A 15,274-nucleotide genomic window follows, 5' to 3' on the forward strand; every position below is an offset into this window, starting at 1 on the left:
ATTTAGCAGCTTCGGATGCTGTTAGCACTGAACTAGTGAAGGAAACGTTTCCGGAGGTGATTGTTTTACTTTCCGCAATCATATTTCCATTCTTGTCGATAGTGTTATATTCAGCATATAGTGTAGGTACTTGTCCACCATATCCCCAGTGTGAATCTATAATATCCATTTTCAACTTGGTGTTGATCCAGACAGTTTTCGTGGTTGTGGCTTGGGAACGTCCGAATGAGAATTTTGTATCATCACCGTTTACCGTACAATCTTTTATAACATATCCGTATTTATCGCTTTCACTGGTACGCGAAGCAGTTATAACGCTACCACCGTCATTGCCTGTATTATAGAATGTACTGTTTTCGATAAGTACATCGCCACTTCCCCAGATATAATCTGTATGACCTTCAATCCATGAGTTATAAACGTATGCACGATGAGGGGTTGTATTGTTCCAATAACGGGTCCACCATGTATCCTGGTAGGAGACAAGCAAACAGTTATTCAAAGCAAAGCGGTCTTCACGGTTTATCAAGGCTTCTGCCTGTCCGTTTTTACCTAAACCACCAGTGTGACGATTTGAGAATGCACCATAAAGATTGATGATTGAAATATTTTCAGCATAAAAGTCTGTGGCTTCAATCAACACTACTGTGTTTTGGTCTTCACTATATCCGGCTTTGCGGGCTGGTGAATTTTCGTTGAAAATAGAATAAGGCCATGAGGTAGCATTACTTGAATCATCTACACGGTTTACTGCAAACTGGATTTTAACACCATCACGGCTCTCACCGATTAAATGAACAAATGGTTTATTCTTATTGATCCGGACACATTCATTATAAGTTCCGTTGGCAATGAAGATTTTATAAGGACTGGTAGGTGGGGTAGTGATGGCGTTGATTGCAGCCTGGAGAGTAGTGTAATCACCATTCCCTTTTGAATCAACAATTGCATCGAATACTTTTCCACCGCCCGAAATTTCAGATTTGGCAGTAAAGCTTAAAAAGAAGTCTTCGTCGTAAGCTCTTCCCTGCATATCCGTTAATGCTCCGGCAGGAACTTCGAAAGTACATTCTTTGTTTTCCATACCAGAGAAGGTATAACGTACTTTTTCGTAGTTGATGGATACACGCACTACTCCTCCGTTGAAATAGATTTCTGTATCCGGAGCCTGACGCATAGCTTTGCTGAAAGTCAGTTCTACATATCCGCTCGGACCTACTACATCACCATCATTGATATTCTGTGAAATCAGAACAGGGATGCTTGTATCTTCTGCATCATCGTTGTCATTACAGGAAGCACCTGTAAGAATCAACAAGAACAGAAGTAAGTATTTACTTATTGTATTGATTGAATTTGTATTCATAATATCTGTTGCTTTTTAGAGAAGATTCTCCGTCAAGTAAATGCAAATTCCAGACTTGACGGAAAACCTTGTAGTTTTATTTAGTTATTTGTTCCAACGTTGGTCACCGACTCTGTATTCTTCAGGAACATCTGCTCCAAAAGTCAAATCTTCACTTGAACCATTAGGGAATAGCTGATCGGAAGTCAGAGGAAGACTAGTATAGTCTTTTCCCCAGTCGGGTGTAACAAATGAAAAGTCAGAAGCCTTATACAAGCCGTTTACGTTCAGGGTTGTAGCTACGGAACTTGTGTTGTAGAAAGGTTTAACTCCACCTTTGGCAAACAGGGTGTTTGATATAGTTATTGTCATGTCTTTTGTATCTCTGCAGAAAGCATCACTTGCTGACATATCATAGAATGTACAATCTTTGATTGTTATTGTACCGGGTTGTCCTGACTTGTGTCTTATGAATTGAGACGCAGAAGCTCCCTTGGATACAATAATAGAAGTGTTGGAAACCACTAAATTGAGAGTTGTTAATGTTACCTTGTCAGAAAGAAGTAATCCATAATGATTGGATGTTGCTGCTCTTCCCAATCCTTTGATGATACAGTCGTCAATAGTAACAGACATAGCATTACTTGTACTTGCATTCATACGAACGATACCACGGATATTGGTAATTGTACACGAGGTAACTTCTATTTCTTTGATGCAACCTGAAGCACCGTTTTGATAAATAAGGGTTGCATTTCCTTCATCGGTAATATTCAGATTATGGAATTCTACTTTATCACATATTCCGCTGGCACCTATGCCTTTTTTAATAGTCATATTAACCTGTCCGTCTTGACTGTCACCCCAGAAAATAAGGTGAGTCACGCCAGCAGCAATGCTTTCTTTTTCTTGTGCAAATCCTTCTGTTCCGGAAACATTGATTAATACTTTTCCTGAAAGATTATCCCAGTTGGCAAGGGCATCTTCCCATGTCATTTCAGTATACCCCGTCGGTTTACCTTTCTTAGTTGTAAAGGTGATACGAGAACATATAGAGCCGTTTGCGAAAGCATAAGCCGTATATTCCGTACTGGAAGCCAAACCTGTGATTGCCACCTTATGTGCAGCAATATCTGCTGGTGATAATTGGGTTCCTGATTCAGGTACTCCTTCGGTAGAAAGAACACAAGCATATTCATCTACATCCACCGTTTCTTCCCATGAGAATACAGCTGAATTTGCTGTTATATCACTGATGGTAGATTCGATTTCCAAACCAGGGATGGTAACAGTCTGTGAACCACGCGGATTATTTCCATTATAAATAGTAATCGTGTATTCAGTGAATGACTTCAAATTTTCAACCCATGCTTCACCTGCGGCAGCTTCTGTTGACGAAATAACACGTGAAGTTGCTTCTGTGGCACCCGTTTCCATGATTTCGAAATGATCGACTGCTAATCCGGCTTCCCATGACATACGTACTTTTCCTTGACCTTCAGGTAAGTCTTCAGTAGTTGGAATATTTAGGATAGCTTCTTCCTTAACTGAAGCAAAAGTCTTTTTATAATTTACCCAACGAGATTCCTTCTCTCCGGAAATAGACTTGATACGCATATAATAAGTCGTATTTACCGCCAGATTATCCATTGTGTAAGGTGACTGCTTGATCCGGTTGGCAGGATCATTTCCATAAACGATATTTCCATTTTCTTCTGATCCCATTGGAGTTTCGTCAGTCATCTCGTTAGGACTAATCTCGATAATGTAATAGTCGGTATTGGATGTTGAGCTCCAAGTTACTACCGCTCTGGCTACTTTACTGTCTGTTTCTACACTGATTCCGTTTTCATCAGTTCCGAAAGGACGGCTATAGGAAGAGTCAATATCCCAATCACTTTTCTCTGTACACGAAGATACAGCCAAAGAGGTCAGGAGCATGAAAGCTCCCATTCCCAATATATTTTTTATATTCTTCATCATTTTACGATTTTAAGATTAATCCGAATAACCATAAGAGTTATGTAATTTACCGTTTGAGGTAGAGATGGTTGTAGAAGCTATCGGCAATAAATAACGATTCTTCACAGCCTTGTTCAATCCGCCAGAAATACTAGGCAAGTTTACTTTCAGATTCTTTTGCTCCTTGTCACTGGTTTCAGCTCCGAAAAAGCTCTTGTTTTCATATTCTCCACCTACTTTAGCTCCAAATACGAGAGAAGTCATATCGATATACATCGGATTGTCCGTGCGATATTTATAGTTCACATACTGTGGATATGTACCATTATACACTGCATTTGTATATTCGTTTTTGAATTCGTCTATTTTTTCGCTCAACAGGTTCCAACGGATTAGGTCGAACTTACGAACACCTTCTCCTGCCAGTTCCCATGCATTTTCGTCAACAATTGCATCGAAGAAGTCTTTTCCCATTAGAGCAGTCCATGCAGCATCACGTTTGGTTGCATCGGTGAAAGCACGGTCGTGTACTTCTTTCAGGGCTGCTGTGGCTGTTAATGTACAACCTTCGGCTGTTGCACCCTTACCATAAAGTTCGTTCACAACTTCGGCATACATCAGCAATACTTGCGGATAACGCATTTTCACTACGTTGATACCGGAACAAACTTTCTGATCGCTGGCCAATACAGCTGCGTACCATTCAGAGTTTTCCATCATCTTACGATAATCCCATTTTCCACAATAAAGACCGAAAGGAGCATTTCCTAACATATATTCTTTAAATACTTTGGTGTTTTTGTCTGTAGAAAGTTGTGAAATAGCACAAGTCAGATCGCGGCGGATATCTCCTTCGCCAAATGACAGATAATAAGGAGCAGTCAGTTTCAACTTACCGGATGAGTTACCTTTCGGACCAAATAGGGAACTGGCACCGTTTATACGATATCCGATAGTATATCCCAGCTCACCACTTTTGTTTAGTCCCATTGGAATCTCGAACAGGTTTTCTTGATAAGTCTGATCTAGTTGTCCGATATTTATTAAACGCCAGTATTCTTCTACAGAAGGATTCAGTTTATGTTTTCCTGAACTGACAACAGCTGCCAGATGTTTTTCGGCCAATTCGAATAGTTCTCTACGTTTGGTATCGCTGCAACGTTGAGTAGGATAAGTAGCGTCACTGTTATCTCCGGTGATATATCCGTCTTTAGCTTGTTCGCGGATAGCATATCCGGCACGTGTCATTGCAATGTTAGCCAAGAGAGCGTGAGCATAGCCTTTGCTTACATGTTCGGTTGTANGACCGTCTTCACCAGCCCAAGGTAAATATCCGATAGCTTCCTCGAGTTCAATTATCAATTCATCCATGATATCGTCACGATCTGCCTTTCCAATGTAAACATTAGACAGGTCGCTGTTGGAAGATTCTGTTTTGAAAGGAATATCACCGAACAAGCGGATCAGATCGAAATAAATCATCGCACGCAATGTCATCGCTTCTGCACGGAATCTCATCATGCTGGTACGGGTTGCTCCTGCTTGTTGTATCAGTTGGCTATTGTTTATACCATCTACTACCAGATTCGCATTCTCGATTACTCCGTACATGGCATCCCATACTTTGGAAAGTTGTGACCATCCCGGATTAGCGTTGTAGTTCATATTACCACGTTCGCTGGACGTGTTGCTTGCATCCGTACCCAAACCGTCAATCAGTTCACAGTCGGTATTGGTTCCGGCAATGATAGGTAGGAAGTTAGAATAAGTCTGGTCTTGCGTCAGGCTGCCGTAAACTTTATTAAGTGCCAATTCTGTATAATAGGCATTATTAAAAGTTGATTCATTATCCAATTCAGACGGTGAGGTCTGATTCAGGAAGTCCGAACAGGAAGACAGGGCAATTAACCCCAGCCCCAGGAATAATGTCTTATATATTTTCATACGATCAATCTGTTTAATGTTTTAATTAGAATGTAACGTTAATACCACCCACAAATGTGCGGCTCTTAGGATAAGCGGCGTAATCTATACCCGGAGTCATCGCATTTTTCTTACTGCTTGTATCGACTTCAGGGTCTGCTCCGCTGTAGTTAGTCCAACAGAACAGGTTATATCCTGTCAGATAGATTCTCACATTCTGCATAAACGCTCTCCTTACAATTGTTTTCGGAAGAGAGTATCCGATAGTAATGTTATTCAAACGCAGGAATGAGGCTTTTTCTACTGCATAATCAGTCAGCTGCATGGTAGTAGCGCTGGCCGGATTGTACATATTGGCGTTAGCGTTTATTTCATTCAGACGTAATCCTGCTGTTGTCATGTCTCCATAGGTATTGAGGACATCTGTAGAGCTGGACGACAGGTTCAAACCAGTTTCCGGATCAATCCATGTGTAACGGTTAGACAATCTGAAATCATTGTTTAAGTTATAACCGGTTCTTGAACCTGAACGGAAAGAAGCTGCCAGTTTTGTTCCATTGACAATTACATTTCCGAGAGAGTAGTTAAAGAATACATTGAAATCGAAATTACCTACACGACCATCGAATCCAAAACCTCCGGTTGTAGGAGCGATAGTGTTACCCAAACGTTGTTTGAGAGGGTTACCATCTTTATCACATTCCAGTTTCAAACCACCCGGATAGTATTTACCACCGGTGATAGTAGGACTGTTATCTTGCATTCCGTCTTTTAATCCCCATTCGCTACCTGCCCAAACCAGTTCGCCGGTAGGGTTGGTGACAGGATCATATACAGTATAATAACCGTTTGTCTTATATCCCCAAACTTCACCCAAACGTCCGCCTTTCTCTACGCGGAAGTCTTCGTATTTGGCCATTGTACTACCTGACCAGTTACTACTTTGCCAGGGAGAGTCTGTATTCAGTTTATCAATGCGGTTGCGGTTGTAAGCAATGTTGGCATTGAAGTTCAAAGAGAAATTCTTTTTATCAAATAAAACAGCACTAACAGACAATTCTACACCTTTATTGGATGTCTGTCCGAAGTTCTTGTACTGATAGTTATATCCGGAGAGAGAAGGAATTTCAGTACGCATCAATAAGTCTCTGGTTGTATTCCAGTAAAAGTCGATAGCACCGGAGATACGATTGTTCCAGAATCCATAGTCAATACCGATGTTACGGGTGACTGTTGTTTCCCACTTCAAATCGGGGTTGTATAAGTTCGTTCCATGTTCCAACATGGTAGTGCTTTCTCCGTTGAAGAAAGGATTGCGTGCATCATTACCTCCCAAAGAGTAAGTGGTGGAAAGCAAACCGGAATTGATACGGTTGTTACCGGCAGTACCGAAGCTTAAACGTAGTTTCAAAGCTGACAGCCAGTCTTGAGTGTTACTCATGAAAGCCTCGTCAGAGATACGCCATGCCAAAGCTGCTGACGGGAAAACACCCCAACGATTTCCGGAACCGAACTTGCTCGAACCGTCTGCACGTACTGTAACAGCAAGCAAGTATTTATCCATCATAGTATAGTTCACACGACCAAAGAATGATAATATGTTTTCTTTTGCAGCAATGGTAGATTGGTTGGCTAAAGCTTTGCCCGAACCCATATTTGCTTTCATATCATCGAAATTCATAGTAACAGGGAAAGCTACAGATACATTTTCTATTGATTTCCTTTGGCTGCTGCTTACTTCATGTCCGATCAATACATTGAGTTTATCACGACCTTTGAACAGTTTTTTGTTATCATAGGTCAATGTGTTGGCATTACGCCAGCTCATCGTCTTTTCTCTCAACAGGTAGGCTTGTGGCTGACCGTTATATCCATATTTAGAATTAGATACTGCATCTACTCCCCAATACTGTTCTGTATCGTCAAACTTCCATCCATATCCGAATTCGGAACGGAATGTCCAGTTCTTGAATGGTTTCCAGTTTAAACCTACATTGTAGTTCTGGTTGAAAGTATTGCGGGTTTTATCCGTTGCAAGCAGACGTTCCAATGGAGATTTCTGTTGTGCCGAACTGTTTTCTTCGTCGTCATCACTGTATTTAAGTGAATCAACCGGACGGAATACGGTAGCATTAGCCACAGTTGAATTGGCAGCATTGGATTCATTGGTATCAGCACCACCACCTAAACCGTCAATGGTAGAGTAACTTAACCGGGCGTTAAAGTCCAGTGTCATCCATTTATTCAGTTCTGATTTAATTTTTGCATTTACATTGTCTTTTTTGAAGCCGGAATTAAGCATGATACTTTTTTCTTCATTATGGGCATAGCTGACACTATAAGTCATTTGCTTGGTTCCGCCACTTACATTAATGTTATATTGTTGCTGGTTTCCAGTACGTCCGAACATCTCGTCTTGGTAATCGGTACCATCAATAGAACGCCAAATATCCATATCGGCAAAGTTTCCATAATCCAGAGAACCGATTTCACGCTGATAAGCAACGAAATCGTAAGGACTCAAGACTTCAGTCAGTTTGGTTACCTGTTTAAAACCGAAAGAAGCACCGAAGTCTACTTGCGTTTTACCTTCTTTTCCGCTCTTGGTAGTAATGATGATTACACCATTTGCACCACGGGCACCATAAATGGCTGTGGAAGAAGCATCTTTCAATACGTCGATGCTTTGAATTTCCGAGGGAGCGATATCACTAATGCTTGAAACAGGGAAACCGTCTACAATATATAAAGGAGAGTTATCCTGTGATAGTGAACCACCACCGCGAACACGGATCTTTATATCTGCATCGGGAGAACCTTCAGTAGTAGTAACACTAACTCCGGCAAGTTTACCGGTAAGGGCTTCAGATGCACTTGCTACTGGTATAGCAGCTAAGTCTTTGGCACTAACAGAGGCTACAGAACCGGTTAAATCTCTTTTATTGACCGTACCGTAACCAATTACTACGACTTCGTCCAAAGCTTTCGAGTCGTCGACCATTTGTACATTAATTGTTTTTCTACCTTGAACGGCTACTTCTTGAGTTTTCATACCTATGTATGAAATAACCAATGTTTTTTTGCCATCAACTTTAATAGAAAAATTACCATCTAAATCTGTAATCGTACCATTGGTAGTATTACCTTTTTCTACAACAGAGGCTCCAATAACAGGCTCTCCGCTGGTGTCTTTCACGTTACCTTTTACGGTAATCGTTTGCGCAGATACGCTAAGCGATATTGCTGAAAATAGTATTAGCAATAAGGAGCGCATGTTTTTCACTTTGTTAGACATTCTTTGCATGTTTATTAATTAATGGTTGTTGTTTGATATTTCATAAAAAATCCCGATGAGAGTTCATTCATCGCTACAAAAGTATGAGAATGAAGATATAGTGATGTGCAATATTTGTTTTTCACCTCGTATTTTTTGTTTTTTAGTTTGTTGCGAGGTGTAGTTATTAGCTTTGAAGGGTGTTATTTGTGTTCTAAAGGCCGGCAAATATACGAATCAGAGATTTATAAATTGATTTTTTCACCGGTTTTTATCCGGCATTCATCGGAATTTATACCGTAAATCAACTGAAAAGCCTGTGGAAGCATAGGGAAATGATGTATCTTTGAACCATTAATCAATTAATAATAGAAACAATGGAAGAGAAACAAAATTTTCCCCGTGCTACAGGCTTTTCCGGTAAAATACTGATAGCTTTGCTTTTTATCCTTTCCGGGATTCTACTGTTTGCCCGTAATATGGGATGGATAACTTCAGAAGTATTTGATTTGATCGTATCCTGGCATTCACTCCTTATATTATTAGGTATATATGCAATGATTCGCCGCCATTTCATCGGTGGAATCATCCTTTTTCTGGCGGGTGTCTATTTTCTGATAGGAGGACTTTCCTGGTTACCGGAAAATTCACAGGCAATGGTGTGGCCCCTCGCTCTGATAATAGCAGGTGTTTTATTTATCTTCAAACCCGGCAGAAATAAGAGGGCGCAATGGGCTCGTCAGCATACAATGGAACATCGTCGGCAATGGATGAAGATGCATCAGGGTAGACCCGGCATGAACTTTGAGAGTGAGCAACAACAATCGGAATCAGTAGATGGCTTTTTGCGTTCGGAGAATGTCTGGGGAGCTGCACGTCACGTAGTACTTGATGAGTTGTTTAAAGGAGCTATGATTCGTACCTCTTTCGGGGGGACGACTATTGATCTTCGCCATACCCATATTGCACCGGGAGAAACCTATATTGATTTGGATTGCAGTTGGGGAGGAGTCGAGATTTATGTCCCGTCGGATTGGACAGTCGTCTTCAAATGCAATGCTTTCTTTGGAGGATGTGATGACAAACGCTGGCAAAATGGGAATGTAAACAAGGAGAATATATTGGTCATTCGTGGAACGCTTTCTTTCGGAGGCTTGGAAGTTAAAGACTAGCGTATGAAACCACATCCGATAATAGATTATCCATTCCGCTGGATTCCGATGCTGGTGCTGGCGTTGATTCTGGTTGCGACACAGGTGGTTTTAGTCTGTGGATATACCGGAAACGACTATCTTCCTGCTCTGGTAGATGGAGTGGCAACAATTGGTTGGCTGGCAGCCATAGCCTATTTGGCCTGGTTTGTGGTCGGTCTTGTTTCGTTGTTCCAGACGGATATAATCATGATAATCGTTGGAAGCCTGTTATGGCTGGCGGGTAGTTTTATGATCTGTGATATCATGGTGAGGATTGTAGGCATATCCTATATTCCTTTTGCGCAGACCATACCTTTCCGGTTATTGTTCGGACTGCCAACCTTGATTGCCATTACTTTATGGTATCGCCTGATTGTAACTAAAGAAGAAGTACAGAATCAGGAACTGGATAAAGAATTGGCTGCACATCAGCTAACTGTGACCGAACAACAAGGAGAACCACAGACAGAATTAATAGATCGCATTACGGTGAAAGACGGTTCCCGCATTCATCTGGTAAAGACAGACGAACTGATCTACATACAAGCCTGTGGAGATTATGTAATGTTGATAACCCCTACCGGAGAATATCTGAAAGAACAAACTATGAAATATTTTGAGACCCATCTGTCTCCTGATACTTTTGTGCGTGTGCATCGTTCTACGATTGTCAACGTAACACAAATTTCGCGGGTCGAGCTTTTTGGAAAAGAAACTTATCAGTTGTTATTGAAGACTGGCGTGAAACTTAAAGTAAGTCTTTCCGGTTACCGGTTATTAAAAGAGCGGCTGGGGATCTAAAATTTGTTCAATCTTATCATAAAAACTGATTTTTCCCCCATATCGGTCAAAAAATGAATGTCAGAATGAAAAGCTTCCACTACTTTTGTTTCCATCATCTAATAATGTGAATAAGGAAATGAAAAGAAAATTAGTTTATGTTTGTCTGCTGGCAATGGTTGCGGGAGGAATGATGTCCTTTTCCTATGACATACCCGAAAAACAGGAGACAGGCGGCCGGGAAGATCGAGTGATCTCTTTTCCCGGAGCTGAAGGACACGGTAGATACACGACAGGCGGCCGTGGTGGTAAAGTGTATCATGTGACTTCTTTGGAAGACGATGGTTCGCAGGGGACTTTACGTTGGGCTTTGAAACAAAATGGACCTAAAACGATTGTCTTTGATGTGGCAGGTACGATTCATCTGAAATCGGAATTACGAACAGGGAAAGATCATCTCACCATTGCAGGACAGACTTCTCCCGGAGGAATCTGTCTGGCTGATTATGGCTTTTCTATTAATTCTAATAATGTAATTATCCGTTTTCTTCGTTTCCGCCCCGGAGAAGCCAGTGGGAAAGAACCCGATGGGTTGGGCGGCTGTGATAAGAAAGATATTATGGTAGACCATTGCTCTGTCAGTTGGAGTGTAGATGAATGTCTTTCCGTTTATGGTATGGAAAACTCTACGGTACAATGGTGTATTGGCTCTGAAGCATTAAGAAAAGCGACTCATGTAAAAGGGGCACATGGATATGGAGGCAATTGGGGAGGACATAAAGCTTCTTATCACCATAACCTGATCGCTCACTGTGAGAGTCGCGTGCCTCGTCTGGGCCCTCGTCCTTCTACATTAGCTCTTGGCGAATGTGTTGATATCCGGAATAATGTTTTCTACAACTGGGCTGGAAACGGCTGCTATGGCGGGGAAGATCAGCATGTCAATATCGTCAATAACTATTATAAACCGGGACCGGCAACAAAACAGGCTTCCAAACAGGTGCAATATCGTATTGCCAAAGTCGGAGTTTATCCGCAAGCTTATGTTTACGTTGATGGAGAACCCAAAAAGAACTTGGCTTTTCAACCTTACCTGCAGAAATGGGGAACTTTCTATATTGATGGAAATAAGATAGAAGGTAACAACAAAGTTACTGCCGATAACTGGACGGACGGAGTCTATGCCCAGTTGAAGAATGATGAAAAAGTAGATTTCCTCTGGACAGAAGATGCCAAAGAATCTATCCGTCTGAAAGAACCTCTTGATTTTGGAGTAATCACTACTTATTCGGCTGACAAGGCTTATGAACAGGTGATGAATTATGCAGGTTGCTGTAATTATCGTGATGAAGTAGACAAACGTATCATTTCCGACACCCGGAAAGGAACGGCAACTTTCACCGGAGAAGGAAATAAACCCGGATTTATCAATAGCCCCAAAGACACAGGCGATTCTCCCTGGCCGGAATTATCAATAGCAGGTCTTTCGGCACCGGTAGATTCGGACGGTGATGGCATACCTGATGAGTGGGAAATAAAAAACGGACTTGATCCGAATAATCCCGTAGATGGAAATACAAAAACGAAAGATCCGAATGGACAATATACGAATCTTGAGGTATATTTGAATAGTTTGGTGCAACATATAGTCGATGCACAGAACAAATAGGTAATCAGCAATTCCCCGTTCAATGCGGAGAATTTAGATGATATGCCCTTCAGGTGTTTTATGATAACATTTGAAGGGCATATCTTTTTTGTGCATGGCTATACCAGAGGGGCACTTTTTTACCCCAGTCCGTTTTTTACTCCTTTTCTACTAAATCTTACTCTATCTTCTCTTGCTTAATCCTCAATTTTGCACTGGTGAAAGAACAAAAAAATCACTCTAGCGAAAAACATCATTAATGTACAATGAAAATCTAAACAAATGAGAAACATGAAGCCAGCACTTATAATAGCCAATCCTCCTTAGGCTTGAATCCGCCTTTTAAAGAAAAAGGGCATAGAATTTTTATTCTTTTAATAATTGTATATCTTTAAATTATATATAAACTAATATTTATGAAACATCTAGCAAGTTTATTTCTTCTGTCATTTCTGCTTTGCTCTTCTTGTTCACAGCAAATGGATGATGAATGGAAACCGAATGAACAACTTCCCAATGTGCCCGAAACCCACCCGGTTGGCGTTTCTTTCAGTAGGGCTAGTCTTGAAACTTTTGCTGAACATGGAATTACAGAGGTCGGTGTTTATGTCTACCTGCAAGATTCCATGGTATATGGAAAAAATCTCCCTTTAAATAATGGAGATTTAAAAGTCGACCTTCCTTTAGGAGAAAATCTGCAAACCTTCATCGTGGCAAATGCCGATCATCTGGTGGATACAGATAGTCTTTCCAAAGTGGTAGTTTATCAGGATGCTCATATTCAAAAGCCGGTTTATATTTCGGATGTCGTAGGCTTTACTTCAGATAACTCGGTCAGTTCGCTCAACGTAGAATTGAAACGTTTAGTCGGGCAAGCAGTGTTCCAGCCGAAAGAGACGGAGGAGGAATTGAGTGCTATCACTCGTTTTGACCAGTTGAATGTCACTTTTACAAATGTGGCAATAGGCTATAAAGTAAAGAGTAAAGAATGTATTACAGAAAATGTGACTATCTCCACTAATCTTTCTACCGGCTTTGGAGCTTCCGTTTATTCATTTCCCACAGTGAATGGAGATTCCAGAACATCTATAGATGTGGTATATCTGAAAGGAGGCGAGGAGGTGAATCGCATCATCAGCCCTCTTGATACCGGTATAGGCTTTGAGTCTTCCAAGCGTTCTACCGTACATATGAAAATTACGGATGAGAATTACTTGGACGAGCCGTGGCCTTCGGTACGCACAGTCATGTATAAGAGTACATCCACTCAACCGTTTACAATAGAAGTTTCAGAATTTTAAAACAGGAGTTATATGAGAAATATATTCTATTCACTGACGGGAATAATGCTCCTGTTGGGAATAACAGCTTGTTCGGAAGAAGAACGATATGCCACTTCGGTAGTAAAAGAGATACAACTGTTTCTGGATGACGAACCGTGGGCGGTGAACACAGGTGCCTCTAACAAACCCCTGTTTATCTATACAGCCGATGGTGAGTATGTAGCCAACTATTCGTCGCTTTATCGCTTTCAGTTGCCCAATGGGAGTTATAACATTATTTCTACCACACAATCCGATTCTATTCCCAGTCCGAAGAATCTGAATGATATTGTGATACATCAGGATCCGACGGCTAAAACAAAATATGCCATTTCGGCACCGGTGACGTATAAATCCCCGTTCGACGAACCGCTTAGTGTGCGTATGTACAATCGTACAGGTGTGCTTCGTCTGAAGTCTACCGATCGTAAATCGGATAAAAGCTACTCGAAATTACGCGCAGTCGTTTCTTCACCAATATCAGGATATAAACTATCGGATGCTACTTTTGTAAAAGCTCCGACAGATGTGCAACGCGAGAAAGAGACAACAACCGGTGGAGTGAACTACACCGATGACTTTGTATTGTTTCAAACGCAAAGCGAAGGCGGAACAGTATCTGTGCGTATCGACTATCTGGATAAGAATAATACGGTAGTCCAATCTAAAGCTATCGATGGCACATTCCCCATCTTGCCTGATGATACGGTACAAGTGGCGTTTGCACTGAACAACGTAGATGAACCGATCATACAAGATTACACTGTAACAATTGCTTCGGAAGGATGGAACGAAGAAGATATCAATCCGGAAGCTCCGATGAGAATTCCTGACGGATACAGATATGTAAGTCCGGAAGAGAACCTTGAATCAATCTGTAAATCAATGCTGGCGGATGCTTCTGTAAATGAGGTGAAACTTTTCCTGAAAGCGGGTGCTACCTATAAATTAGGTACACAGACCGAAATACCGAAAGCTCTCTACATCATGGGACAGGCACCGGGTGATGGTGAAGAATTGGCATTTATGGAAATGGGCAACATGAGTATCAACTGTCCTGATGCCATTATTGAAGCCTTCCACTTCGAGAATCTGAAAATAAAGGTGACAACTTCCGATTTCTTTAAGTTTAAAAACCAAGCTTTCCATGTATCTACTATCTCTTGGAAGAACTGTGAAATCAGCGATTTGGTACGTACAATGTGGTATCAGGAAGTAGATGCTGCACAGAAACAGATTGCCGATCATATTGTGATTGAGAATTGTCGTTTCTTAGGTTTGAATTCCGGTGGAAGTGGCCTGTTCGGTCTTTCTACCAAGCAGGACGCGCCGGTACACAACTTTGTGTTCAAGAACTCTACGTTCCATGCCAACAATCTGACAAGAGCTTTGATAACCGGTTTGGGTAGTATGACAGGCGAATTGAATGTGACAATAGAGAATTGTACATTTGTGAGTATGGCTCCTGCTGCAATGACCTTCTTCGACTTAAACCCGAAGAATACCTCTTCATTCCACTTAGTTGTCCGTAATAATCTCTTTAGTGGTGTTTGTGAAGTCGGACAGGGAACTTGGTTCACTACAAGAAACGTCACAAGCAAGACTTTCGAGAATAACTATCGCACCAATGGCTTTGTAGTGGCTAACTGGGGAGTTGATACTGCTGAAATACCGGTAGAAACAGCTCTCCCTATGGAAACACTCTTCAAAGATGTGGCTGGTAGAGATTTCACTATTACCGATAAAAACTCCGAAGTATATACAAATGGAATTGGTGATCCGCATTGGATTAAATAATCAATAGAGTATTAACAATATAAAGATATA

General features: G+C 41.2%; 9 protein-coding genes. 5 read left to right on the plus strand and 4 right to left on the minus strand.

Annotation, left to right across the window (positions count from 1 at the left end; translation table 11 throughout):
* The 4 genes from BSCG_RS02070 to BSCG_RS02055 all read right to left on the minus strand — a co-directional run.
* On the minus strand, positions 1-1,366 hold a 1,366-nt coding region (locus BSCG_RS02070), incomplete at its 3' end, for a pectinesterase family protein (protein ID WP_008777421.1).
* Between the two features lie 84 nt (positions 1,367-1,450).
* Complete coding sequence (locus BSCG_RS02065; protein ID WP_008777422.1) at positions 1,451-3,328, minus strand: DUF5123 domain-containing protein; 1,878 nt, start codon at positions 3,326-3,328, stop codon at positions 1,451-1,453.
* 15 nt (positions 3,329-3,343) lie between these two features.
* The gene (locus BSCG_RS02060) at positions 3,344-5,251 is read right to left on the minus strand and encodes a RagB/SusD family nutrient uptake outer membrane protein (protein WP_008777423.1); all 1,908 of its coding nucleotides are present in this window, start codon (positions 5,249-5,251) and stop codon (positions 3,344-3,346) included.
* Between the two features lie 25 nt (positions 5,252-5,276).
* Positions 5,277-8,534, minus strand: coding sequence for a SusC/RagA family TonB-linked outer membrane protein (locus tag BSCG_RS02055; protein ID WP_004301515.1), 3,258 nt, complete (start codon positions 8,532-8,534; stop codon positions 5,277-5,279).
* A gap of 347 nt (positions 8,535-8,881) precedes the next feature.
* Here BSCG_RS02055 and BSCG_RS02050 point away from each other — a divergent pair, with 347 nt between their 5' ends.
* From BSCG_RS02050 to BSCG_RS02030, 5 genes are all read left to right on the plus strand, one after another.
* Entirely contained in the window at positions 8,882-9,676 is a 795-nt protein-coding gene (locus tag BSCG_RS02050; RefSeq protein ID WP_004301517.1) for a LiaF transmembrane domain-containing protein, read from the plus strand.
* A 3-nt stretch (positions 9,677-9,679) separates the two neighbouring features.
* The gene (locus tag BSCG_RS02045; protein ID WP_004309417.1) at positions 9,680-10,498 is read left to right on the plus strand and encodes a LytTR family DNA-binding domain-containing protein; all 819 of its coding nucleotides are present in this window, start codon (positions 9,680-9,682) and stop codon (positions 10,496-10,498) included.
* Positions 10,499-10,616: 118 nt separating this feature from the next.
* Positions 10,617-12,146: a pectate lyase gene (locus BSCG_RS02040; protein WP_004320967.1), complete on the plus strand. Its 1,530-nt coding sequence runs from the start codon at positions 10,617-10,619 to the stop codon at positions 12,144-12,146.
* 395 nt (positions 12,147-12,541) lie between these two features.
* Positions 12,542-13,426 carry a hypothetical protein gene (locus BSCG_RS02035; RefSeq protein ID WP_032849846.1) on the plus strand — a complete coding sequence of 295 codons (885 nt, stop codon included), beginning with the start codon at positions 12,542-12,544 and terminating at the stop codon, positions 13,424-13,426.
* Positions 13,427-13,438: 12 nt separating this feature from the next.
* Positions 13,439-15,244 carry a DUF5123 domain-containing protein gene (locus BSCG_RS02030; RefSeq protein ID WP_008650719.1) on the plus strand — a complete coding sequence of 602 codons (1,806 nt, stop codon included), beginning with the start codon at positions 13,439-13,441 and terminating at the stop codon, positions 15,242-15,244.
* Positions 15,245-15,274: the final 30 nt, after the last annotated feature.

The organism is Bacteroides sp. 2_2_4, assembly GCF_000157055.1.
Classification (GTDB): domain Bacteria; phylum Bacteroidota; class Bacteroidia; order Bacteroidales; family Bacteroidaceae; genus Bacteroides; species Bacteroides ovatus.